The sequence below is a fragment of the Aeromonas media genome (assembly GCF_020423125.1).
In the GTDB taxonomy this organism is placed as follows: domain Bacteria; phylum Pseudomonadota; class Gammaproteobacteria; order Enterobacterales; family Aeromonadaceae; genus Aeromonas; species Aeromonas media.
Genome location: NZ_CP075564.1, coordinates 2031892 through 2053249 on the forward strand (window position 1 = coordinate 2031892; position 21358 = coordinate 2053249).

The following is a 21358-nucleotide window of genomic DNA, read 5'->3' on the forward strand; positions in this document are numbered from 1 at the left end:
GGCCGCCATATCCCCAGTGCCCAAAGCGGTATCCGAAGAGTATCTGGACGGAGACAGCTGCGCTGGCGTGATAGAAGGGTGATAAATCCATAAACAATCCTTGCTGCTCACCAAGAACGCCCGCTACCGGCCGTGTTGAAACGATCGATTCCACGTCTGGCAGGTCTGCAGGCAGCTCTCGATTCGATATGTGCCGTTACGGTAAGTCTGTCTTGTCGGGCTCAGAGCCCGGCAAGGGGCGGAGCGACTAGGCGCGGCCCAACGTAACCCACCACCTCGCCGAAGCGGGGGTGTCCGCTCTCCCAATCCAGGGCGGCGGTGCGAATGGCCTCGGGGCTGAAGCTCACGAAGTTCCACCAGATCTGCAGCGGCTTGGCCAGGGGCTCGCCGCCGATGAGCAGCAGGCGGGTGTCTGGGCCGAGTGCCACCTTCAGCGCCCGGGTGCCCGGTGGCAGATAGAGGAGCTGCTCTGGGGCGAGCGCTTCCCCTGCTATGGTCGCCTCTCCCTGCAAGGGGAAGAGCCCGTGCTCGAAGGCGGGATCCAGGGAGAGGGTGATTTCTCCCCCCTGTGGGGTGTGCAGATCCAGCCCCAGGATGGGGGAGAAGTGCAGGGTGGGGGCGCGCTGGCCGCTGTGCTCGCCGATGAGCAGGGTGAGATCGATCCCCTCTTGCTGCCAGCGGGGGAGTCTCGGGTAGTGATCGAAGCGGGGCGGGGTGTGCTGATCCGCCTCGGGCAGGGCTATCCAGAGCTGGGCGGCGTGCAAGTCGGGGTGGCCGGCCAGGGACTCCTCGGTGTGGGCTATGCCCCGTCCGGCGGTCATCAGATTCACCTGGCCCGGGCGGATCACCTGCTCGCTGCCCAGGCTGTCCCGGTGGAGGATCTCCCCCGCCAGCATCCAGGTGAAGGTCTGCAGGGCGATATGGGGATGGGGCCCCACGTCCAGCCCGGGGGCGTCGGGGGCGAAGCGGGTCGGCCCTATGTGGTCGAGAAAGCACCAGGGCCCTATGGTGCGTCGCTCCTTGACCGGGAGGGCGCGGGCCACCGGGATGCCGCCCACATCGGTGAGGCGGGAGGAAATACGTTGCCACTGTTGCGTCATGTCGTGCTCCTTGCAATGAGTTGATGGCGTAAGGTTTTCGCCCTAACGGCGGCGGATCGCCGGGAAGCTTCTCATGGGGGCGAAGCCGGGTCTTATCGCCGGTCTGACGGTGGGGGTGCGCACCGGCGTGGTCATGGTGCGAGGGAGGTGGGGTCTGGCATCCACCTTGGGCTGAGTGGAGGGGGTCAGCAAAGCGTTGTCGGCCTTGGGTAGCGCCCCGGGGGCTAGCAGGCCATTCTCGGTCCTGGGGAGAGTGCCGCCTCTGTCGTCCAGCGGTGAGCGGGGGGAGTTGCCCGGGTTGCTGATGCTGGGTCTGTTCTGCCGGTTGTCACGCAGCGCCTGTTGCTGCGCCGGCGTCATGGCATGCCAGCGGCTCGCCAGATCCCCTCGCAGGGCGGCTACGTCTGGCTGGCCAGGGTTCTCCTGCCAATCCTGATACTTCTCCCTGATCTCTTGCTGGTGCTCCGGATCGAGCCCGCTCCACCACTTCTTGATCAGCTCGTCGAACTCCCCCTGGTTGTCGCAGCACCAAGGGTAGTAGTCGTCCCAATAGTAGTAGTAATCCTGATACCACCAGGGGGAGGGGACAGGCCCCCGGGCGCCCTGGCCGGTGTCCGAGCTGCTGCAGGCGCCAAGGCCCAGGGCCAGCAGGGGAATAAGGAGGGCGATGCGCATGATGCTCCAAGTGCCATGAAAGGACGCAATGGACGGATGATAGCCTGACTATGCACCAATCCGGCCGCAGATGGCAGACCCAACCCCCATAAGGCGCCAGGCCGCCCCATGACGCGGGGGAATTGCGGCCGGGCACTGTATGAATGTACAATAGTCCCATCCCAAGGCCGACCCCCTATTCTTCATGACTGCGACCCAGCCCCCCGTTCCTGTCACCCCGCCGCTCGACGGTTTTATCCTGACCCGCCACGGTCGGGACGTGCGTGGCCGCAACGGGCAGGCTGCCACGACCGAAATCGTGATGTGGCTCTGGAGTGCCCAGGGGCCGGTGCGACTGGTGGTGACGGGGCAGGAGCCGGTCTTCTTCCTGCCACAGAGCCACATGGCCGAAGCCGCCGAGTTGTTCAAGGGCGCCGGAGTGAGCGGGCGGTTTCGCCGCCTGCCCATGCACACCTTCGATGGCCGCCCTGTGGTGGGTTGCTATTTTGCCACCCTGAGCGCCTTTCACCGCGCCATCGAGCTGCTGCTCATTCGCGGGCTGGAGCACTTCGAGGCGGATATCCGGCTGCCTGAGCGCTTCCTGATGGAGCGCTTCATCACCGCCGGCGTGCGTTTCGATGGCCGGGCGGTAAAAAAGGGGGGCAGGCAGGGCTACTGGGAGGTGAACGAGGCACGCTGCGCGCCCCAGGCGGTGATGCCGACCCTCTCCTGGGTGTCGCTGGACGTGGAGTGTGCCATGGACGGGGCGCTTTTCTCGGTCGGTCTTTACAGCGAGCAGGATGCGCGGGTCATCATGATAGGCAACCCGGAGGCGGATGCCGACAGCTGGGGCACCCAGGTCGAGTGGGTGGCGGATGAAAGCGCCCTGCTCGGCGCGCTGGAGAGCTGGTTCACTCTGCACGATCCGGATCTGGTGATCGGCTGGAACGTGGTGAACTTCGACTTTCGCCTGCTGCTGCGCCGCGCCGAATTGGGCAAGCGGCGGCTGCGGCTGGGGCGAGGGCGCGAGCTCTGCTTCTGGCGCTCGTCGCGGGGCGATCCCCAGACCGGCAACGTCATCATCCCGGGGCGCATGGTGCTCGATGGTATCGACACCCTGAAAAGCGCCACCTGGCAGTTTGCCAGCTACAGCCTGGATGCGGTGGCGAGCGAATTGCTCGGTCGCGGCAAGGATATCGAGGACGTGGCGAACCGGGGGGAGAAGATCACCGAGCTGTTCCACTCCGACAAGGAGGCGCTGGCCCGCTACAACCTGGAAGACTGCAAGCTGGTGTGGGAGATCTTCGACTACTGCCACCTCATCCCCTTTGCCGTAGAGCGTGCCTCCCTCACCGGCCTTGAGCTCGACCGGGTGGGGGGCTCGGTGGCGGCGTTTACCAATCTCTATCTGCCGCGGCTGCATCGCGGCGGCTACGTGGCCCCCAATCTGCCCGCCGATGGTGGGCTCGCCAGTCCCGGCGGCTATGTGATGGACTCCAAGCCCGGTCTCTATCGCCACGTGCTGGTGCTCGATTTCAAGAGCCTGTACCCCAGCATCATCCGCACCTTCTGCATCGACCCCATGGGGCTGGTGGAGGGGTTGCAGCACCCCGAACAGGCTATTCCCGGCTTTCGCGGCGCCCTCTTCTCCCGCGAGCGGCACTTTCTGCCTGACCTTATCGCCACCCTGTGGGCGGCGCGGGATAGGGCCAAGGCGGCCAGCAACAAGGCGCTCTCCCAGGCCATCAAGATCATCATGAACTCCTTCTACGGCGTGCTGGGATCGGGGGGCTGCCGCTTCTATGATCCCAGGCTGGCATCATCGATCACTTTGCGTGGTCACAGCATCATGCAGCAGACCCGGGAGTGGATAGAGGCCAAGGGGTTCGAGGTGATCTATGGCGACACCGACTCCACCTTCGTTCACCTGAACAGGGAGACCAGCCCGCAGCAGGCCGAACAGATAGGCCGCGAGCTGGCCACCATGATCAACGACAACTGGACGGCGCTGATCAGGCGCGAGTTCGATCTGCCCTGTTATCTCGAGATCGAATACGAGACCCACTACCGCCGCTTCCTGATGCCGACCATCCGCGGGCTGGAGAAGGGGAGCAAGAAGCGCTATGCCGGCCTGGTCGGCGGCGAGGGGCAGGAGGGGAGTGAGCAGCTGGTGTTCAAGGGGCTCGAATCTGTGCGCACCGACTGGACCATGCTGGCCAAGCAGTTTCAGACCCGCCTCTATGAGCTGGTGTTTCACGATGAAGATCCCAGCGGCTATGTGCGCACCATGGTGGATGAGACCCGTGCTGGCCTGCACGACGATCTGCTCATCTACCGCAAGCGGCTGCGCCAAAAACTCGAGGAGTATCAGAAGAATGTGCCGCCCCACGTGCGGGCGGCGCGCCTGGCGGACGAAGAGAACCTGCGCCGCGGCTTGCCCCAGCGCTATCAGCACAGGGGCACCATCGCCTATCTGATGACCCTCAACGGCCCAGAGCCGCTGGAGTACAGGCGCAGCGCCATCGACTACGAGCACTACATCGACAAGCAGCTGAGGCCCATCGCCGACGCCATCCTCCCCTTCATCGGCGAGTCGTTCGACCGTATCTGCGGCCAGCAGCTGGATCTCTTCTAGCGAGGTAGTCCCCACAGCCGGGGCTGATCCGGGTCAGGATGACCGGGAGGACAGTGCAACGTCAGAATGCAAAAAGCCCGCTCAAAGAGCGGGCTTTTCAAATTTGGTGCGTCCTAGTGGATTCGAACCACCGACCCCCACCATGTCAAGGTGATGCTCTAACCAGCTGAGCTAAGGACGCAGGGTGCGCGATGCGGCTTTTTCATTTGCAGGGGAGTGGTGGGTTTAATTGGATTCGAACCAACGACCCCTACCATGTCAAGGTAGTGCTCTAACCAACTGAGCTATAAACCCACATCTGCAATTTATTCAAACTGTTATGGTGCGTCCTAGTGGATTCGAACCACCGACCCCCACCATGTCAAGGTGATGCTCTAACCAGCTGAGCTAAGGACGCATAACAGTGTCGTGATGGTGCGTCCTAGTGGATTCGAACCACCGACCCCCACCATGTCAAGGTGGTGCTCTAACCAGCTGAGCTAAGGACGCATCGCGAAAAGTGGTGGGTTTAATTGGATTCGAACCAACGACCCCTACCATGTCAAGGTAGTGCTCTAACCAACTGAGCTATAAACCCGCTTTTCATCACGCAAGCGAACACGACGTCGCTTGCGTGGTCGGCATACTACCCATGCCCCCAAAGGCTGTCAACAAGGGACATGCACAAAGGAGACTGTTTGCCCAGTTCTTGCGCAGCCTGTTGATTTTGCAGGCGAGCAGCTCGATTGAGCGGCGTCGTGGCGCCCTTTATTGGGCCCGGGAAAGCGCGGTGCAGGCCTCCGGGCTCGCGAAGCGGCCATAGATGAACCTCAGCCGCGCCCCCAGCATCAGGGCGGCGCCGGTGAGGCCGACGATGAAGCCGACCCAGAAACCCTGCGGCCCCATGCGCGGCACCACCCAGTCGGTCAGCCCCAGGATCATGCCGGTGGGCAGCCCCATGCCCCAGTAGGCGATGATGGTGATGTAGAAAATCGCCTGGGTGTCCTTGTAGCCGCGCAGGGCGGCGGCGGCCACCACCTGCACCGAATCGGAGATCTGGTAGATGGCGGCGAAGAACAGCAGGGTGGCGGCCAGCGTGATCACCTGGAGATCATCGGTATAGATTCCTGCGATGGGCTCGCGCAGCAACACCGTCAGGGCGGCGGTACCGGCGGCCACCGCCATGCCGAGCATCAGACCGGTGCGGGCGGCGACCCGGGCCTGCTCCGGCTGGCCTTCCCCTATGCTGTGGCCGACTCTGATGGTCACACCGACGCCAATGGAGAGCGGCAGCATGAACACTAGGCTGGAGAAGTTGAGCGCTATCTGGTGGCTTGCCACTGTTTCGGCGCCGAAGGGGGCTAGCATCAGTGCCACCACGGTGAACAGGGTTACCTCGCAGAAGATGGCCATGGCGATGGGGAACCCTAAGCGAAACAGGCGCCAGATCCGGCTGCCGTTGGGGCGTGCCAACTGGGCGAACAGGTTGATCTTCTTGAAGTGGGGGGAGAGCTTCACGTAGGCGATCATCGCCAGCAGCATGGCCCAGAGCACGATGGCGGTGGCCACGCCGCAGCCGACGCCGCCGAGTTTCGGCATGCCAAAGTGGCCGTGGATGAAGATGTAGTTGGCGGGGATGTTGACCGCCAGCCCGACAAACCCTATCACCATGGTGGGCATGGTATGGGAGAGCCCCTCGCTGAAGTTGCGCAGCACCTGGAACAGCACGAAGGCGGGCAGGCCCCACAGGATGGCATGCAGGTAACCGGCGGTCTTCTCCGCCATCACGGGATCCACATCCATGAACTGCAGCGCCAGCGGGCTGAAGTAGAGCGCCAGCATGGCGATGGGGGTCACCATCAGTGCGAGCCAGAAGCCCTGATGCACGGCCGGACGGATCTCGTCCCGCTTGCGGGCCCCGTTGAGCTGGGAAACGATGGGGGTGAGCGCCATGATGATGCCCTGCACCAGCAAGATGATCGGCAGCCAGAAGCTGGAGGCCACCGACACGGCGGCGAGATCCACGGCGCTGACCTGACCCGCCATCACTGTATCGACGAAGTTCATGGCGATCTGGGCCACCTGGGCCACCAGTATGGGGCTGGCTAGACGAACGAGCTGCTTCGCCTCGGTCCAATAACGTTGCACTGACACCTCCGAGTGGATCAGATAAAAGAGAAAAGAACGGGTAAATGAGAGGGGCTTTTATCTCCTGCCGGGAGGAGACAAAACGCGGGGGTGTCATTCTAGCCTGAAAATCCGCCAACGGGGAAGGTTGGCGGCGCATTTCTACCCGGGATCAGGCGTCTTCGTGATCGCTGATCAGCAGGTTGGCGGCGGCGTAGGCGGCTTGCTCGCGAAGGTCTGCCGGCACCCTGTCGTCGCTCGCCACGGCGTTGAGCGCCCGTATGCTGGCGGCGATGGCCTGGGGCACATAGCCCTGCTCGCCGGAGCCTATCTGGTTGTAGGCGATACGAATGGCTTCACAGCACTGATATACCTGCATTTTTGTTTCCTCGTTAAGCCTGGATTGAATGGGGTCACTATAACGATCGGGGCCCGCCTTGTCAGCCGGCACCCTTGTCTTGCACTGTGGCCGGGGGTAACCTGCCGACAATTTTATTACAGCGTGGAGACGAGACATGTTCACCGGCATAGTACAGGGAACCGCCGAACTGGTGGCCATCGAAGAGCTGCCCAACTTTCGCACCCATGTGATCCGCATGCCGAGCCCGGCCTGGGGTGAGGGGCTGGCGCTTGGCGCCTCCGTGGCCCACAACGGCTGCTGCCTGACGGTCACCCGGGTGGAGGGGGACCTGGTCAGCTTCGATCTGATGCAGGAGACCCTGCGCCTCACCAACCTCGGTACGCTCGGGGTAGGGGACAAGGTCAATGTGGAGCGGGCCGCCCGCTTTGGCGACGAGATTGGCGGCCATGCCATGTCCGGCCACATCATGGGCACGGCCGAGGTGACCTCGGTCATCGACACCCCCAACAATCGCCAGGTGTGGTACCGCCTCGCCCCCGAACTGATGAAATACGTGCTGACCAAGGGCTACATCGGCATCGACGGTATCAGCCTGACCATAGGCGAGGTGCGCGGCAGCGAGTTTTGCGTCAACCTCATTCCCGAGACCCTGGCCCGCACCAACCTGGGCTGGATCAAGGCGGGCTGGCAGACCAATATCGAGATCGATCCCCAGACCCAGGCCATCGTCGACACGGTGGAGCGGGTGCTGGCGGCGCGCCAGTCAGCCTGATCCGCCTGCGTTCACCCCTCAAGCTGGGCCATGCATCATGGGGACCTGTCCTATCCGTGGCTGTAAAGGCTTCAGTCAACGCAGAACCCAGGCCGTCATGGGCCTGTGTCCGCATCTTGCAGCGGCTGAGCCAGAAGAAGCCCATCGAGATGACGGGCCCAAAGCGATGAACAGGAGAACCCTGTGGCGAGGATAAACACCATGCCCGGCGTGGCCGGCAACCCCTTGGCCTGCTGTGTCTCACGGAGCCTGGCTGTCTGACGCTGGCCGAAGGATGAAACCGGACCTACACTTCGAGTGTCTGGCACATCCATGAGCCGACAACCATCACATAAGCGACAAGGCCCCTTGGCGAACTTCAGGATGATTTGAGGTTCTCCGAGGGGCTTTTTTCTATGGGATCATTTTGAGGGGCTCAGGTACCTGAAGAGAAGCGAGCCTGGAATCGACAGCATGGCGTCGCTTCAGTCCTCATCCCCAGCGCAGGGTGACGCCATCACGTATGCACCCGATGACACAGGCTGCTTCATGCAGGCCAAGCCATCGAAACGGCAATCAGAACATCTGCTCGTCGTCCGCATCCACAAACAGCTGCAGGCAGTCGCGAGCGTCATCCCGGTGCAATCGCAGGTGGATCGGATTGCAACAGGCCATGCAGTCCTCGTAGAACTCCTGATCCCCCTGGCTGGCATCCAGCTCGACCCGGGTGTGGTGGCCGCAGTGCGGGCAGACGATGCGCTTGCTGATGTATTCGATCATGGTGACCTCCTCGGGCCCTTGGGCCGCCTCTCTCCCTGATTCTAGTCGGCAAGAGGCGGCCCAACCGCGAGCGGGCGTACGTTTATGACAGGGTTCAAGGGATGCACGGTGCCCCGATGTTCTGATCCGACACGCCCTTGGCCCCGGATGGATTCAAGCCACCCAGCGGGCCAGCATGTCGGCATCCAGCTCGGCGAGCGAATGCAGCTGGTGATCGGCGATGGCGAGGCGTGGATCGCCGACCAGGGCCGGGTCCGGCACGATCAGCGCCTTCATGGAGGCCGCCTTGGCCGCCAGCAGGCCGGTGAAGCTGTCCTCGATGGCCAGACAGTGCACGGGTTCGACGCCTAGCTTCTCGGCGGCGTGGATATAGACATCCGGGTGGGGCTTGCCAAAGCGCTCCACCTCGGCGGAGTGGACCGCCATGAAGCGATCCCGGATGCCGAGTTTGCCGAGCACCGCCTCCACCATGGTGAAGGGTGAGGAGGTGGCCAGGCCAATCTTGAGGCCACGGGCCTCGATGAGGTCGAGGGCTTCCAGCACGCCGGCCTTGGCCTGACCCTCCTGCAGGATGAGCGCTATCACCTGATCCAGGATGCGCTGGACCACCTCTTCCTGGGTCGGGCCGTTCCAGGGGCGCAGGCGATACCAGTGGGCCACCAGCTGATCGATGCGCACCCCTATGGTGGAGTTGCAGTCCTCCTCGGTGTGGAAGTGGCCCAGCTCGGAGAAGACGGCCATCTGGGCCCGTTGCCAAAAGGGTTCCGAGTCGATCAGAACACCATCCATATCGAAGATCACGGCAGTTAACATCTTGTACTCCTGACATAGGTGAAGGGGGGATTATAAGCCCGGCGCTTCAATGGAAAAGGGGCAGAAGCCTGCCCCTTGCGCCGGATCACGCAGATAAACGTTTGTTTTTAGGTGACAAAGAGAGCGGTCTAGAAGAGCACCTCGACCCGGGCGGCGACCGCCTTGGCCTGTTCGACCGCTTCATTGCAATCTTCGCCCCGGGCCAGCGCCACGCCGAGACGGCGACGACCGGCGATCTCGGGTTTGCCGAACAGACGCAACTGGGCACCCGGTACCAGAGCCAGGGCCTCGCCAATGGCGCCATAGCGGATGTTCTGGCTGTGGCCTTCCCGCAACACCACGGCGGAGGCGCTCGGCCCGAACTGGGTGATGGTGCCGACCGGCAGCCCCAGAATGGCCCGTACGTGCAGGGCGAACTCGGAGAGATCCTGGGAGATCAGGGTTACCATGCCGGTGTCGTGGGGGCGGGGTGACACTTCGCTGAACCACACCTCGTCGCCCCTGATGAAGAGCTCCACCCCGAACAGGCCATGACCGCCGAGGGCCTCGACCACCTTGGCCGCGACCTCTTTGGCGCGGGCCAACGCCAGCTCGCTCATGGCTTGCGGCTGCCAGGATTCGCGGTAGTCACCGTCTTCCTGACGATGGCCTATGGGATCGCAGAAGTGGATGCCGTCCACGGCGCGCACCGTGAGCAGCGTTATCTCGTACTCGAAGGGCACGAAGCCTTCGACTATCACCTTGCCACGACCGGCGCGGCCACCTTCCTGGGCATAGGTCCAGCTCTCGTCCAGCTTGGCAAGATCGCGCAGCAGGCTCTGGCCCTTGCCGGAGGAGCTCATCACGGGTTTCACCACGCAGGGCAGGCCGATGGCCTCGACGGCGGCGACAAACTCCTCCTTGCTCTGGGCGAAGCGGTAGGAAGAGGTGGGAAGGCCCAGCTCTTCGGCGGCGAGGCGGCGGATCCCCTCCCGGTTCATGGTGAGCTGGGTGGCGCGGGCGTTGGGCACGACCCTGACCCCTTCCTGCTCAAGCTGCGCCAGGGTATCGGTGGCGATGGCTTCAATCTCGGGGATGATAAGGTCGGGCTTGACCTCGGCCACCAGGGCGCGCAGGGCGGCCCCATCGAGCATGTCCAGCACGTGGGCTTTGTGGGCAACCTGCATGGCGGGAGCATTGGCGTAGCGGTCGGCGGCGATCACTTCTATGCCAAGGCGTTGCAGCTCGATGGCGACTTCCTTGCCGAGTTCGCCTGAACCGAGCAGCAGGGCACGGGTGGCAGCGGGGCGGGTGGCGGTTCCAAACATCTGATCTCTCCTGATGTCCATGGTCAGGGTTGCTGACCCGAGTGAGTAAAAAAAAGAGGCACGCATGGCGTACCTCAGGAAACGGATTTGTGGGCGCGCTGCTCCAGATGGGTCAGCAGCGTGATGGCGCCTATGATGATGGCGGCGCCGAGCCACAATCGGCCGGGAGGCGCCCAGCCAAACACCAGCCAGCCTGCCAGTACGTTCATGGGCAGCTTGGCAAAGTCAAAGGGTTGTACGAAGGAGGCCTCGGCCACGCTGTAGGCGCGGGCGATGGACATCTGGGCCAGGGCCGACAGTACCCCGGAGGCCGCCACCAGCAGCCACTGGATCTCGCTTGGCCACTGCCATTCCGGCAGGGCCAGCATGGCGTTGAAGGGGGTGCTGAAGATGAGCAGGTAGACCACTATGGTGTGGGACGATTCGCTCGCCGCCTGATAGCGCACCAGCAGGGAGTAACCGGCCCAGAACAGGGCGGCCGCCACCGGCAGCAGGGAGGCCCAGCTGAAGTCATCGGTCCAGGGGGCCAGGATCAGCATGGCCCCGACAAAGCCCGCCAGGGTGGCCAGGATGCGTGCCCGGCTCACCTGCTCCTTGAGCAGCAAGGCGGAGCCGAGGGTGGCGAACAGGGGGGAGGTCATCAAGAGTGCTATGCCCTGCCAGATGGGCACAGGCACCGCCAGCGCCCAGAGCCAGAACTGGATGCCGATGACTGCCAGGGCGACGCGCAGCAGGTGTAGCCGCAGCTGGTTGGTCATCAGGGATTGGCGCAGGCCGTGACGGATGAGCCAGGGCAGCAGGCAGATCAGGGCGACCAAGTACTGGTGAAAGGCGACCTGGGTCGAGGGGAGGCCGAGCTTGAAGCTGACAAACTGGCTCAGGCTGTTGACGGCGGCAAAGCAAAGGCCTGCCACCATCATCCAGACTGCACCGGCAAAGGGGGAGTGCCTGCGGGAGGGTGCCATGGGATCCGGGTCACTTAAAAAAAGTGCGGCGGATCATAACGGCAATCGCTTATTCTGCCAAGGCCAGGGTGCTTGGTGAGTACCCTGCTGGCGAGGAAGTGCGCAATCATCAAAATATTTGAATAACTTGAGCATCTATTTTCGCTATCCGCCTTGAAACTCAATCTTTATAGTGACCTCCATCGACAGCCAAGCTGTTCAACCGACAACCAAATGGAGTTTCACCATGGCCAATATCCTCGTTCTCAAGTCCAGCATCCTGGGCCAGTATTCCCAATCCAACGCCCTGATCGACGGCTATCTGGCCGAGCGCCAGGGTGACACCGTCACTGTGCGTGATCTGGCAACCCTGAACCTGCCGGTGCTCGACGGCGAGCTGGCCATGGGCCTGCGCGGTGGCGAAAACCTCAACGAGCGTCAGCTGGCCGTGCTGGCCCAGTCCGACGAGCTGGTGGCCGAGCTCAAGGCGAGCGATCTGGTGATCATCGCTGCCCCCATGTACAACTTCAACATCCCGACCCAGCTGAAGAACTGGATCGATCTGGTGGCCCGTGCCGGCGTTACCTTCCGCTACACCGAGACCGGCCCGGTCGGCCTGGTGGAGAACACCCGCGCCCTGGTGGTGAGCCCCCGTGGTGGCATGCATGTGGGCAATGCCACCGATCTGGTGACCCCCTACATGCGCACCGTGCTGGGCTTCATCGGCATCAACGAGGTGGACTTCATCTACGCCGAGGGCATGGGCATGGGCCCGGAGGCGCAGGCCAAGGGCATCGAGCAGGCCAAGGAGCAGCTGGAAACCCTGGCATACTGATGCCGTGACGGTTGCCTGCTCATCCAGGTCGTGAAACAACAACGCAGCCATCAGGCTGCGTTGTTGTTTTCAGATGGCGGACGCCACTCTTCAATCCCAGATAAAGCGACGGCAGCCGCTGCCGACCAGCAGACAGACCACCACCAGGGATCCCAGCAGCAGGCTGCTGAGCCACTGCTCCGTACTCTGGGGCAGATGGGGGGAGAAGAGGCTGATCGTGAAGAGGGCGCTGATGATGATCAGGCTGGTCTGTCGGGTCAGGATCATGGGGTCGTCCTTGGCTGATGGTGAGCGAAATAAGGCTAACCGCCCTCTGTGACAGCCTGATGTATCCATACCTCAGGCCCATGGTCCAGTGGGGGTGCACTCACCTTAGCAGTTTTTGCCGCCACGACCAGCGCCATGCGACAGCTTGTGATCCAGATCCCTATCTGAACTGCTTTTGATCAGGCTGGTAGTGGAAATCGCCGCCGGCCAGCCGTGAGATCAGGGCCTCCTTGTCGAGATCCTGCGCCCGGCAGAGATCGTCCAGATCGGCGTAATGATCACGAAGCTGCATGTTGACCACGCTCAGCAGCATGTTGATATCCATGGTGGCAAAGCGGGTCAGGTTCATGATTGTTGCTCGCTGTCCAGCAGGTGGAGTTGTTCGATGGCGTCGCTCACGCTTTGCAGGTGCAGCCGTATGCTCTGACGCGCCTCGGCGGGCAGATAGTCGGTGAGGGTGTGCTGCCAGCTGCCAGCTTCGGTCTTGAGCTGCTGGAACAGGGTGAGCCCCGCCGGGGTGAAGGAGACCAGACTGATGCGCTTGTCCTGGGCGCTGCTCTCGGTGAACAGAATACCCTTCTCTACCAGACGGTGGATCTCGCGGGAGATCCGCACCTTGTCCATCCCGCTCGCCTCCACCAGCTCTTTCTGGCTGATGGGATAGTGGGGGCCAAGCACCATCATCAGGCGCCATTGGGGCACCGTCAGCTGGTACCGTTGCTGGTAAAACTGTTCAAAGGTATCGCGCACCATTTCAGCGGCATGAACCAGCTGATAGGGAGGATAGTGCGCGAGCAGCTCTATGATCTTCGACATATGACATCCTGCTGTGGCGGCTGCATCGGGTGCAGTTTCTTTTGATACTTTGACCTTGATGATACGTAACACAAGGGCATTTGTCTGAACGGGCATCAGAAAAATGTGCGTTTGCGCACGTGTTGCGCTACGGATCCGGCAACCAGGGTCTCAACTGGCCTTGTTGGTTACACTTTTACGCAGCCAGATCAAGGCATTATGAGCAAGCCAGGCCTCGCGGCTCTGGAGCGCATAGAGCGCGGCCTCGTCGCGGCTTCCCCCCTGCCAGTGGCGGGGCTCCTGCTTGGGCAACCTGCGCTGGCCCAGCAGGGTGGCGGGTACATGGGGGTTGGCGTCAAGGGCGGCGACCAGATGGGGTAGCGCCGCCTGCTCGCCTTCGGTGGCAAACACCATCAGCGCCTTGTTGTAGCGCAGCCAGCAGGAGGCCTCATTGAAGCGCACCAGCAGCCCCTGCAGGGAGGTCCAATCCCCTTGCCAGGCATAGAGACTGGAGAGGGGATGACGACAGCCGGGCTCGTCGGCCTGACAGAGGTCGAGCAGTGCCAGGTATGCGTGGCGCGCCTGCTCCTGCTGCCCCAGTCGCAGCAGGCAATCGGCCCGGCCCGCCTGGGCCGCGATCAGGGGGCGGGCCTCCGGGGCGCTCCAGCCGCGGCCTGCGTGTTGTTGCCAGAAGGCCTCGTCGAACAGGGGGCTGGCATCGGCAATGATGCGCTCAAACCAGGAGAGGCGGGCGAGGGGATCGCGGCACTGCGCCGCCTGCTCGAACCACTGCTGCCACTGGCGGGTCTGTTCGTTGTCGAGAAGCGGTTCTTCTTCATGCTGTGCCTCGTCCTGATCCAGGGTCAGCAGGAGATTGAGGGCCGTCTTCATCTGCTGGCGCTGCCGCTTGCAAAAATCGAGGAAGGGCAGCTCGCTGGCCGCGGCCTGGTGCAGCATCTGGGCCATGGGCCTGTCACGGAACAGGCAGAGCTCGGCCACCAGGCTGAAGCGGTAGCGGGTGGCGGGATCGTTCAAATTCGTCGGCGTGGGCCAGCGGGCCACCCCCTGGCTGAAGCCGTAGCTCCATTGGCCGAGGGGATGGCTCTGCTCGAATACCTGATCAGGATTGTCGGTGGAGAGGCGACACTGGCTCGGCAGGGCCAGCTGGGTGTCGTCGGCCTGGGCCTCCAGCTCGGCGATCAGATGGTGCAACGCCTCGGCACTCTTCTCGTCCAGCGTTGCGTCATGGGGCAGCAGCCCGGCCAGCGGATCTTGCCAGTCAGGGGGGGTCGGCCCCGTCAGGCGGGCGCAGAGGAAACCGTGCAGGGCCGGGTAACTCATGTCCTGTTGGCTGTGACTCTGGAGCCATTGATTGAGATAACGAGTACGGGTGGCTGGGTTCATCGACGCTTCCTCTGGATTTGACGGCCGCGAAGTCTACCTAAAAGTGGGGTTATTTGCAGCCAAGGGGCGACCGAGTGCTGCTAATATCGCCAGGCCAGGGTCACACCGAGGTGAAAATCCTGCGCGGGGGCGGGCAAGGGACTAGGTCCTGCCACGGCTCTGAGGTAACATGCGGGCCTGCATGAAAAACGCGAGCTTTTGTCCTCCCTCGGCCGACGACAGGAGCGATGCGCATCTATTACGGGCCATGAATTGCAGGCCCATCCGGATATTGAAAGAAGAGATCACCATGTTACAGATTGGCAAGATGAACACCCTCACCGTCGTTGAGCTCGAAGATCGCGGTGCTTGGCTGGCTGCGGGGGAATATGGCGAGCTGCTGTTGCCCAAGCGTCAGCTGCCGGAAGGCGTCGCCGAGGATGGCGAGGTGTCCGTCTTTCTCTATCTGGACGCGGATTGCGAGCCGGTGATCACCACCGACAAGCCCTTTGCCATGGTGGGTGACATCGTCGGCCTCAAGGTGGTCAACGCCAACAAGATCGGCGCCTTCCTCGACTGGGGCATGAAAAAGGATCTGTTCGTGCCAAGCCGCGAGCAGAACAAGCCGATGCAGGTGGGCCACGTCTATCTGGTGCACCTGATGCTGGACAACGAGGGGCGCATGGTGGGCACCAGCCGCCTCGAGCGCTTCCTGCGCGTCGATCCCCCCTTCAAGGCCGGTGACGAGGTGACTGCGCTGCCGGGGGAACATACCCCCCTCGGTATCAAGGCCGTGGTCAATGGTCAGTACTCCGGCATGCTGTTCAAGAACGAGGTGTTCGGCCGTTTGATGACGGGCCGACCGCTGACCGCCTGGATCAAGCAGGTGCGTGAGGATGGCAAGCTGGATCTGACCCTGCAAAAACCGGGTCAGGATCGGATGGATGATGCCGGCGGCCGTATTCTCACCCGCCTGCAGAAGCAGGGCGGCAGCCTGGCGGTGGGGGACAAGAGCGAACCCGAGCTCATCTACAAGATGTTCAACATGAGCAAGGGCACCTTCAAGAAGGCCATCGGCGGGCTCTACAAGCAGGGCAAGATCGTCATCGAAGACAACTGCATCACGCTGGTCGCCGCAGAGACCGGCTCGGCGCAGGACGGCGGCGAATAAGGTGCCGAGTCCCTGCATCGGCGACTGCCGGGCCAAGGACGGGCTCTGCCTCGGCTGCGGCAGGACCCTGACCGAGATAGGTCAGTGGTCCGCCATGGACAGCGAGGCCCAGCTGGCGCGCATGGCCGAGCTGGACGGCACGCGCAGCACCCATGAGTGTCCGGGATGCGGCGAGCCGGCGTTTTGCGCCGTTTCCGCCGGTGAACCCATAGAGCGTTGCTGGTGCAGCCAGCTGCCCCCCTTGCCCATGAGCGAGGCGAGCGCCTGCTGGTGCCGCCGTTGTCTGGCCAAGGCCATAGCGGCTCGCCCCTGAAGGGGAAAACCGCAGAGACGAAAAAGGCGCCAGGGGCGCCTTTTCTTATGCCTGTTGCTGGCGGTGCCAGCGAACATGGACCTCGTGTTCGCTCTGATCCCGCGGCAGCAGGAAGGTGGCATAGATCACCTCGAACTCCTCCTGATGATCCAGCAAGCCGACCCACACCTCGGCCCAACGCTCCATGTCGACCGGCACGCCGAGCTCGGTCGACCAGTCGGCGTTGGGCAGGGTCGCCTCGACGGCGCCACGCTGCTCGAATTCGAGGGTGATGTCGACGATTTGTTCCGGGGCCAGCATGTCGGCGGCCTGCTCCAGAAACTGATCATAGGCCCACTCGACCAGCTGATCCGGGCTACGTTGTTCCATGAAATCACTCCAGATACGTCCAGGTTCGCCACTTTAGCAATTATTGGGGATGGCGACCAGCGCATGAGGCCGGCAACCCCGTGCTGTCAAATGGCCGAAACAGGGGATAAGGTTAACAGAGCCGCCGCCATCGGGCGGCATCACGAGGCATGTGGGCAGCATGAAGCGACGACAGCACAGGCGGCAGATCAAGCGGCGACGGGAGACCTGGTGGTGGCACTACTTACCGCTGCACCGGGAGGTCGTCGGCGGCCATCTGGGGCCACCCTCCGAGCCCCTCGATGAAGCTAGCCGGCCTCGTGTACCCGGTTCAGGGTGATCTGACCGAGCTGACTCATCTGGCGGCGGATCCAGGCCGAGCGCTGCTGCACATAGGGCGAGGGGGGCTTGACCCGGTAGCGCCAGGGATTGGGCAGGGCGGCGGCCAGCAAGGAGGCCTCGTAACGGGTCAGGCGAGCAGACGGTTTGCCGAAGTAGTGCCTGGCGGCGGCCTCTGCGCCATAGATGCCGGGCCCGAACTCCACGATGTTCAGGTACACCTCGAGGATGCGGGACTTGTCCCAGCCCAGCTCCATCAGCAGGGTGAACCAGGCCTCTATCCCCTTGCGCAGGAAGCTGCGATCGCTCCACATGAAGAGATTTTTGGCCGTCTGCTGGCTCAGGGTACTGGCGCCGCGCACCCGCCTGCTTTGCTGGTTGTGCTTGAGTGCCGAGCTGATGGCGTCCATGTCGAAGCCATTGTGATCGGCGAAGCGCTGATCCTCGGCGGCGATCACCGCCAGCTGCAACTCCCGCGAAATGCGTTCGAGCGGCACCCAGTCGTGCTTGACCTCGGCCACCTTGGCGGGCGGAAACAGCGCCCGCTCGAGGCGCCAGGTCCACATGGGGGGATCGATGAAGCGCAGCAGCGCCACCGAGACGATGGAGCTGACCAGCGCCGCCAGCAGCAGCTTGCCGAGCCAGCCCAGCAGGCGGCGCCAGCGCGTCTGTTTCACGGGCTCGGGCTCTGAGTCCCACTCATAGTGACCGGGATCGTCGGGATCCGGAATTATTGGGGCAACCATTCGATGTGGCAGAACTTCTCGTCGACACGGCGGGAGAGCAGCATGCGGGCGAACAGGTGCTCATACTCTTGCTCGGCATTACCAAGGCCAACCCAGATCTCGGCGTACTCGGCATCACTCACGGCAAACCCCACGTCCGCTTCCCAGTCATCGGCGGGATCCGTCTCCGCCAGCAGGCCGCGGTCGTTGAACGCCTGGTTGAACAGGGCTATCTCCTGCTCGGGCAGGTTGTCCGAGGCCAGCTCCATGAAGAGTTCGAGGGCGGTATCGAGCAGTTCCTCGACGCTGTGCATTTCGTCATTCAAAGACATAAGAGCTGTATTCCAGATGAGAGGGGATAAGTCCCGTCGGCAGGGCCGAGGGGCGGGCAGTATTCTAGCTGGCCCCGCACGCCTTGGCGAGATGCCTCTGCGCCAGGCAATAAAAAACCGGATCCTGACAAAGGATCCGGTCTTCACTGGGGAAAAGGGTCACGCATGGGGCGTCAGCTCATCCCTTCTTCTGGTCGTCGGCGAAGGTGATGTTGAGCTCCAGCACCGACAGCTCGTCACTCTTCTGATCGAGCTGGACGGTGATCTTGTCCGGATCGATCTGCACATATTTACGGATCACGTCGAGGATATCCTGCTTGAGCTGGGGCAGGTAATCCGGCCCCCCTCTGGATGAACGCTCGTGGGCAACGATGATCTGCAACCGCTCTTTGGCCAGTTGTGCGGTGTTCTGTTTCTTGTTGGAACGAAAATAATCCAATAATGACATGTTTAACTCCCGAACAGTCGGCTAAAGAAGCCCTTCTTCTCTTCTTCCAGAAAACGAAAATCCTTGGTATCGCCCAGCAGGCGCGCGACGGCGTCTTCATAGGCCTGACCGGCATCGGACTCCTTGTCCAGAATGACCGGCTCCCCCGAGTTGGAGGCACGCAGCACCGCCTGGGACTCCGGGATCACACCGAGCAGTTTGATGGCCAGGATCTCCTGCACATCCTGCACGCTCAGCATGTCGCCACGGCTGACGCGAGTCGGGCAGTAGCGGGTCAGCAACAGGTGTTCCTTGATGGGGTCTTCACCGCGCTCGGCGCGACGGGACTTGGAGGCCAGGATGCCGAGGATGCGATCCGAGTCGCGCACGGAAGAGACTTCCGGGTTGGTGGTGACGATGGCCTCGTCGGCAAAGTAGAGCGCCATCAGGGCGCCAGACTCGATGCCGGCGGGAGAGTCGCAGACGATGTAGTCAAACTTCATCTCAGCCAGCTGATCCAGGATCTTCTCGACCCCTTCACGGGTCAGGGCGTCCTTGTCCCGGGTCTGGGAGGCGGGCAGGATGAAGAGGTTTTCCGAGCGCTTGTCCTTGATGAGTGCCTGGTTGAGGTTGGCCTCACCGTTGATCACATTGACGAAGTCATACACCACGCGCCGCTCGCAGCCCATGATGAGATCCAGGTTTCGCAGGCCAATGTCAAAATCGATGACCACTGTCTTGTGGCCACGCTGGGCTAAACCGGTGCTCAGGGCCGCGCTGGTTGTGGTCTTGCCAACGCCACCTTTGCCCGATGTAACGACTATGATTCGCGCCATTCTCGCTTCCTTGTAACTCTATTTGATGCGGTCTATTCGGAGTTGTTCGTTGTCCAGCCGGATATGGACTGGCTCTTGTATCAGGCCTGCCGGCAAGGCATCGCTGAGCTGGAAGGTGCCCGCGATGGAGAGCAGCTCGGCCTGCAATTGCTGGCAATAAATGCGGGCAAGAGGATTGCCCTTGGCCCCCGCGATGGCTCGGCCACGCAGGGCGCCATAAATATGAATGCTGTCGTCGGCGATGACTTCGGCTCCCGGACTGACCGAGCCCAGCACCACCAGGGAGGTGCCGGCAGCATAGATCTGCTGGCCGGAGCGCACCGGCCCGACGTGGACCTTGCTCGGCTCCATAGGCGCCTGAACCGGGGCGACCGGAGCCGCCTCCACGGGGTCAGGTGTTGGTGCCGCAGGCTCGGGATCGGCCTTGCGGCTCTTGCCCGACACCATGACCGCCAGCCCGGCCGCCTTGGCCGCCGTCTTCATCGCCTCATCCCGCGCCCCCGTGATGCCGACCAGCACGAAATCTTCCGACTCGACCAGCTCCCTGAGCTGCTCGAAATCCGGGATCTCGCTGAGGCGTTCCACATTGAGGACGAGGGGGGCACAATTAAAAAACTGGGGGGCCTGCGCAACCTTGGCCTCCAGCAGTTGTCGGATCCGGTCCGGATTGCCATCGCTGAGATGCAACACAGAAATAGTGAAGGTGGTCCCTTTCAATTCGTTATCGCGTTCAACCATGAATCTTCCCCGAACCGAGACGGTAATACGTTATTGTTATTCAATTCCTGATGTTATAGTTTGCCACCACCAGAGGCAATGAACCCGTCGGATTATATCAATTTCCATGTTGTGTGCAGTCTATAAAAGTCGCAAAAAAGCCGAGACCTATCTCTTTATTGAAAGAAGAGAGGACTTTTCCCGTGTGCCAGAGGCACTGATGAGTACCTTCGGACGTCCCGAGCTGGTCTTGATGACCAAGCTGGACCCGGCCAAGCCCCTGGGGATCGCCTCCACCGAGCGGGTGATGGCAGCCTTGCAGAGCCAGGGCTTCTACCTGCAGGTGCCTCCGCCACCGGAAAATCTGCTGGAGCAGCACAAGGCACAATTAAAGGGCGCCCGCTGATGCAGGGGCGGCCGGTGCTGTTATTGTTGGGCGCACTATTAAGTGCATCCGCGCAGGCCGGCGCCGATTTTGACTATTATGTGACGAGTCTCAAACAGCAAGCCCTGGCGGCCGGCATCCAGCCTGCAACGGTAACGGCCGCCTTTGTCGATATTCGCCTCATAGAGGCGGCCATCAAGCACGACAAAAATCAGCCGGAATTCAAACTGACCCTGGATTCCTATATTCCCCGCGCCGTGCCCCAATGGAAAGTCAAGCAAGCCCGTGCCTTATATCGCCAGCATCTGCCGCTGCTCACGAAAATAGGTCATGAATATGGGGTGCAGCCCCGTTTTATTGTCGCCTTGTGGGGCATAGAAACCAATTTCGGCAAACTCACCGGTAATTTCCCGCTGATCTCATCTCTGGCGACCCTGGCCTGGGACGGGCGACGGGAAGCCTTCTTCAAGGATCAGCTGTTCGATGCCCTGCGCATCATAGAGCAGGGGCACGTGAGCCCCGCCGCCTTCAAGGGCTCCTGGGCGGGGGCCATGGGGCAGGTGCAGTTCATGCCCTCGTCATTTCTCAAATACGCGGTCGATCAGGACGGGGATGGCAGGAAGGATCTGTGGGGCAATCTCGCGGATGTGTTTGGATCGGCAGCCAATTATCTGCACCAGAACGGCTGGCGCGAGGATCAGACCTGGGGACGGCGGGTGAGGGTGCCTGACTCCCTCAATCCTGCCCTGTTCGGGCTTGAGACCCGCAAGCCGCTGTCGGCCTGGCAGGCACTGGGGGTGCGGCAACTGGACGGTTCGCCGCTGCCGAAGGCCGATATGCAGGCCTCCCTCATTCGGCCCGATGATGTCCATGGCCGCAGTTATCTTGTCTATGACAATTATCGGGTGCTGCGCCACTGGAACCGCTCCCCCTATTTCGTGGTGGCGGTCGGCACCCTGGCGGATCGGATAGTGGAATAAAAGTGGAATAAAAGCGGGCAAGGAGCGAAATAGGATGCGGGAATAGTCTCTTCT

Annotated in this window: 25 protein-coding genes and 5 tRNA genes; 7 read left to right on the top strand and 23 right to left on the bottom strand. The window is 62.3% G+C overall.

All coding sequences use genetic code 11. The features are described from left to right. Positions 1–221 precede the first annotated feature (221 nt). Positions 222–1100 (bottom strand): pirin family protein, encoded by an 879-nt coding sequence (locus KI797_RS09310; protein WP_042649103.1) that lies wholly within the window; start codon positions 1098–1100, stop codon positions 222–224. 42 nt (positions 1101–1142) lie between these two features. Beyond that, a complete protein-coding gene (locus tag KI797_RS09315; RefSeq protein ID WP_226172705.1) occupies positions 1143–1775 on the bottom strand; it encodes a type II toxin-antitoxin system RelE family toxin in 633 nt (210 codons plus the stop codon). Between the two features lie 184 nt (positions 1776–1959). Between KI797_RS09315 and KI797_RS09320 the strand changes: the two genes are divergently transcribed. Then, a complete protein-coding gene (locus tag KI797_RS09320; protein ID WP_226172708.1) occupies positions 1960–4389 on the top strand; it encodes a DNA polymerase II in 2430 nt (809 codons plus the stop codon). A 104-nt stretch (positions 4390–4493) separates the two neighbouring features. Here KI797_RS09320 and KI797_RS09325 read toward each other — a convergent pair. From KI797_RS09325 to KI797_RS09355, 7 genes are all read right to left on the bottom strand, one after another. Beyond that, positions 4494–4570 (bottom strand) — tRNA-Val (locus tag KI797_RS09325). Positions 4571–4606: 36 nt separating this feature from the next. Beyond that, positions 4607–4683: transfer RNA gene (locus KI797_RS09330), tRNA-Val, on the bottom strand. Positions 4684–4709: 26 nt separating this feature from the next. Then, positions 4710–4786 (bottom strand) — tRNA-Val (locus KI797_RS09335). A 15-nt stretch (positions 4787–4801) separates the two neighbouring features. Then, positions 4802–4878, bottom strand: a tRNA-Val gene (locus tag KI797_RS09340). Between the two features lie 11 nt (positions 4879–4889). Next, positions 4890–4966: transfer RNA gene (locus KI797_RS09345), tRNA-Val, on the bottom strand. Positions 4967–5136: 170 nt separating this feature from the next. After that, the gene (locus tag KI797_RS09350; RefSeq protein ID WP_226172710.1) at positions 5137–6516 is read right to left on the bottom strand and encodes an MATE family efflux transporter; all 1380 of its coding nucleotides are present in this window, start codon (positions 6514–6516) and stop codon (positions 5137–5139) included. A gap of 151 nt (positions 6517–6667) precedes the next feature. Further along, on the bottom strand, positions 6668–6874 hold the full coding sequence (locus KI797_RS09355) for a YaeP family protein (RefSeq protein ID WP_005324956.1): 207 nt from the start codon (positions 6872–6874) through the stop codon (positions 6668–6670). Between the two features lie 136 nt (positions 6875–7010). Here KI797_RS09355 and KI797_RS09360 point away from each other — a divergent pair, with 136 nt between their 5' ends. Beyond that, a complete protein-coding gene (locus KI797_RS09360) occupies positions 7011–7628 on the top strand; it encodes a riboflavin synthase subunit alpha (RefSeq protein ID WP_226172713.1) in 618 nt (205 codons plus the stop codon). Between the two features lie 555 nt (positions 7629–8183). Here the strand turns inward: KI797_RS09360 and KI797_RS09365 are convergent. From KI797_RS09365 to KI797_RS09380, 4 genes are all read right to left on the bottom strand, one after another. Further along, positions 8184–8387: a CPXCG motif-containing cysteine-rich protein gene (locus tag KI797_RS09365; protein WP_005324812.1), complete on the bottom strand. Its 204-nt coding sequence runs from the start codon at positions 8385–8387 to the stop codon at positions 8184–8186. A 153-nt stretch (positions 8388–8540) separates the two neighbouring features. Continuing rightward, positions 8541–9200: a hexitol phosphatase HxpB gene (gene hxpB, locus KI797_RS09370; protein WP_226172716.1), complete on the bottom strand. Its 660-nt coding sequence runs from the start codon at positions 9198–9200 to the stop codon at positions 8541–8543. 128 nt (positions 9201–9328) lie between these two features. Next, the gene (purT, locus tag KI797_RS09375) at positions 9329–10507 is read right to left on the bottom strand and encodes a formate-dependent phosphoribosylglycinamide formyltransferase (RefSeq protein ID WP_226172718.1); all 1179 of its coding nucleotides are present in this window, start codon (positions 10505–10507) and stop codon (positions 9329–9331) included. A 74-nt stretch (positions 10508–10581) separates the two neighbouring features. Beyond that, positions 10582–11472, bottom strand: a complete 891-nt coding sequence (locus KI797_RS09380; RefSeq protein WP_226172720.1) for a DMT family transporter — start codon at positions 11470–11472, stop codon at positions 10582–10584. A gap of 226 nt (positions 11473–11698) precedes the next feature. On the opposite strand from KI797_RS09380, the gene KI797_RS09385 reads away from it, so the two are divergent. Then, entirely contained in the window at positions 11699–12286 is a 588-nt protein-coding gene (locus KI797_RS09385; RefSeq protein ID WP_226172722.1) for an FMN-dependent NADH-azoreductase, read from the top strand. A gap of 90 nt (positions 12287–12376) precedes the next feature. On the opposite strand, the gene KI797_RS09390 is transcribed toward KI797_RS09385, so the two are convergent. The 4 genes from KI797_RS09390 to KI797_RS09405 all read right to left on the bottom strand — a co-directional run bounded on the left by KI797_RS09390 (position 12377) and on the right by KI797_RS09405 (position 14752). Then, positions 12377–12553 (bottom strand): hypothetical protein, encoded by a 177-nt coding sequence (locus tag KI797_RS09390; protein WP_005331648.1) that lies wholly within the window; start codon positions 12551–12553, stop codon positions 12377–12379. Between the two features lie 160 nt (positions 12554–12713). Further along, entirely contained in the window at positions 12714–12902 is a 189-nt protein-coding gene (locus tag KI797_RS09395; protein ID WP_226172724.1) for a DUF4250 domain-containing protein, read from the bottom strand. Further along, a complete protein-coding gene (locus KI797_RS09400; RefSeq protein WP_005331665.1) occupies positions 12899–13369 on the bottom strand; it encodes a MarR family winged helix-turn-helix transcriptional regulator in 471 nt (156 codons plus the stop codon). Before KI797_RS09400 ends, KI797_RS09395 begins: the two co-directional genes overlap by 4 nt. 150 nt (positions 13370–13519) lie before the next feature. Further along, complete coding sequence (locus KI797_RS09405; RefSeq protein ID WP_226172726.1) at positions 13520–14752, bottom strand: UPF0149 family protein; 1233 nt, start codon at positions 14750–14752, stop codon at positions 13520–13522. Between the two features lie 271 nt (positions 14753–15023). Between KI797_RS09405 and KI797_RS09410 the strand changes: the two genes are divergently transcribed. Continuing rightward, entirely contained in the window at positions 15024–15902 is an 879-nt protein-coding gene (locus KI797_RS09410; RefSeq protein ID WP_226172729.1) for a CvfB family protein, read from the top strand. Between the two features lies 1 nt (position 15903). After that, on the top strand, positions 15904–16215 hold the full coding sequence (locus tag KI797_RS09415) for a DUF1289 domain-containing protein (protein WP_226172732.1): 312 nt from the start codon (positions 15904–15906) through the stop codon (positions 16213–16215). A gap of 45 nt (positions 16216–16260) precedes the next feature. Here the strand turns inward: KI797_RS09415 and KI797_RS09420 are convergent, their stop codons facing one another. The 6 genes from KI797_RS09420 to minC form a co-directional block, all read right to left on the bottom strand. Further along, a complete protein-coding gene (locus KI797_RS09420; RefSeq protein WP_005331685.1) occupies positions 16261–16584 on the bottom strand; it encodes an HI1450 family dsDNA-mimic protein in 324 nt (107 codons plus the stop codon). A gap of 287 nt (positions 16585–16871) precedes the next feature. After that, positions 16872–17648 carry a monofunctional biosynthetic peptidoglycan transglycosylase gene (mtgA, locus tag KI797_RS09425; RefSeq protein WP_226172734.1) on the bottom strand — a complete coding sequence of 259 codons (777 nt, stop codon included), beginning with the start codon at positions 17646–17648 and terminating at the stop codon, positions 16872–16874. Further along, the gene (locus KI797_RS09430; RefSeq protein ID WP_041205707.1) at positions 17633–17959 is read right to left on the bottom strand and encodes an HI1450 family dsDNA-mimic protein; all 327 of its coding nucleotides are present in this window, start codon (positions 17957–17959) and stop codon (positions 17633–17635) included. Before KI797_RS09430 ends, mtgA begins: the two co-directional genes overlap by 16 nt. 178 nt (positions 17960–18137) lie before the next feature. After that, the gene (gene minE / locus KI797_RS09435; protein WP_010674646.1) at positions 18138–18407 is read right to left on the bottom strand and encodes a cell division topological specificity factor MinE; all 270 of its coding nucleotides are present in this window, start codon (positions 18405–18407) and stop codon (positions 18138–18140) included. 2 nt (positions 18408–18409) lie between these two features. Then, a complete protein-coding gene (minD, locus tag KI797_RS09440; protein ID WP_005331693.1) occupies positions 18410–19222 on the bottom strand; it encodes a septum site-determining protein MinD in 813 nt (270 codons plus the stop codon). A gap of 18 nt (positions 19223–19240) precedes the next feature. After that, positions 19241–19960, bottom strand: a complete 720-nt coding sequence (minC, locus tag KI797_RS09445; protein WP_043129890.1) for a septum site-determining protein MinC — start codon at positions 19958–19960, stop codon at positions 19241–19243. Positions 19961–20066: 106 nt separating this feature from the next. Here minC and KI797_RS09450 point away from each other — a divergent pair, with 106 nt between their 5' ends. Further along, positions 20067–20345 (top strand): YcgL domain-containing protein, encoded by a 279-nt coding sequence (locus tag KI797_RS09450; protein ID WP_025326888.1) that lies wholly within the window; start codon positions 20067–20069, stop codon positions 20343–20345. Then, the gene (locus KI797_RS09455) at positions 20345–21304 is read left to right on the top strand and encodes a lytic murein transglycosylase (RefSeq protein WP_226172737.1); all 960 of its coding nucleotides are present in this window, start codon (positions 20345–20347) and stop codon (positions 21302–21304) included. Before KI797_RS09450 ends, KI797_RS09455 begins: the two co-directional genes overlap by 1 nt. The last annotated feature ends 54 nt before the right edge of the window (positions 21305–21358 follow it).

Coding starts and splice junctions, on each gene's coding strand:
- KI797_RS09365 (WP_005324812.1), bottom strand. CDS start 8,387: ATGATCGAATACATCAGCAAGCGCATCGTCTGCCCGCACTGCGGCCAC.
- minD (WP_005331693.1), bottom strand. CDS start 19,222: ATGGCGCGAATCATAGTCGTTACATCGGGCAAAGGTGGCGTTGGCAAG.
- KI797_RS09390 (WP_005331648.1), bottom strand. CDS start 12,553: ATGATCCTGACCCGACAGACCAGCCTGATCATCATCAGCGCCCTCTTC.
- KI797_RS09380 (WP_226172720.1), bottom strand. CDS start 11,472: ATGGCACCCTCCCGCAGGCACTCCCCCTTTGCCGGTGCAGTCTGGATG.
- KI797_RS09450 (WP_025326888.1), top strand. CDS start 20,067: ATGTTGTGTGCAGTCTATAAAAGTCGCAAAAAAGCCGAGACCTATCTC.
- KI797_RS09355 (WP_005324956.1), bottom strand. CDS start 6,874: ATGCAGGTATATCAGTGCTGTGAAGCCATTCGTATCGCCTACAACCAG.
- minE (WP_010674646.1), bottom strand. CDS start 18,407: ATGTCATTATTGGATTATTTTCGTTCCAACAAGAAACAGAACACCGCA.
- KI797_RS09395 (WP_226172724.1), bottom strand. CDS start 12,902: ATGAACCTGACCCGCTTTGCCACCATGGATATCAACATGCTGCTGAGC.
- hxpB (WP_226172716.1), bottom strand. CDS start 9,200: ATGTTAACTGCCGTGATCTTCGATATGGATGGTGTTCTGATCGACTCG.
- KI797_RS09430 (WP_041205707.1), bottom strand. CDS start 17,959: ATGTCTTTGAATGACGAAATGCACAGCGTCGAGGAACTGCTCGATACC.
- KI797_RS09360 (WP_226172713.1), top strand. CDS start 7,011: ATGTTCACCGGCATAGTACAGGGAACCGCCGAACTGGTGGCCATCGAA.
- purT (WP_226172718.1), bottom strand. CDS start 10,507: ATGTTTGGAACCGCCACCCGCCCCGCTGCCACCCGTGCCCTGCTGCTC.
- KI797_RS09315 (WP_226172705.1), bottom strand. CDS start 1,775: ATGCGCATCGCCCTCCTTATTCCCCTGCTGGCCCTGGGCCTTGGCGCC.
- KI797_RS09400 (WP_005331665.1), bottom strand. CDS start 13,369: ATGTCGAAGATCATAGAGCTGCTCGCGCACTATCCTCCCTATCAGCTG.
- KI797_RS09405 (WP_226172726.1), bottom strand. CDS start 14,752: ATGAACCCAGCCACCCGTACTCGTTATCTCAATCAATGGCTCCAGAGT.
- KI797_RS09455 (WP_226172737.1), top strand. CDS start 20,345: ATGCAGGGGCGGCCGGTGCTGTTATTGTTGGGCGCACTATTAAGTGCA.
- KI797_RS09320 (WP_226172708.1), top strand. CDS start 1,960: ATGACTGCGACCCAGCCCCCCGTTCCTGTCACCCCGCCGCTCGACGGT.
- mtgA (WP_226172734.1), bottom strand. CDS start 17,648: ATGGTTGCCCCAATAATTCCGGATCCCGACGATCCCGGTCACTATGAG.
- KI797_RS09420 (WP_005331685.1), bottom strand. CDS start 16,584: ATGGAACAACGTAGCCCGGATCAGCTGGTCGAGTGGGCCTATGATCAG.
- minC (WP_043129890.1), bottom strand. CDS start 19,960: ATGGTTGAACGCGATAACGAATTGAAAGGGACCACCTTCACTATTTCT.
- KI797_RS09310 (WP_042649103.1), bottom strand. CDS start 1,100: ATGACGCAACAGTGGCAACGTATTTCCTCCCGCCTCACCGATGTGGGC.
- KI797_RS09385 (WP_226172722.1), top strand. CDS start 11,699: ATGGCCAATATCCTCGTTCTCAAGTCCAGCATCCTGGGCCAGTATTCC.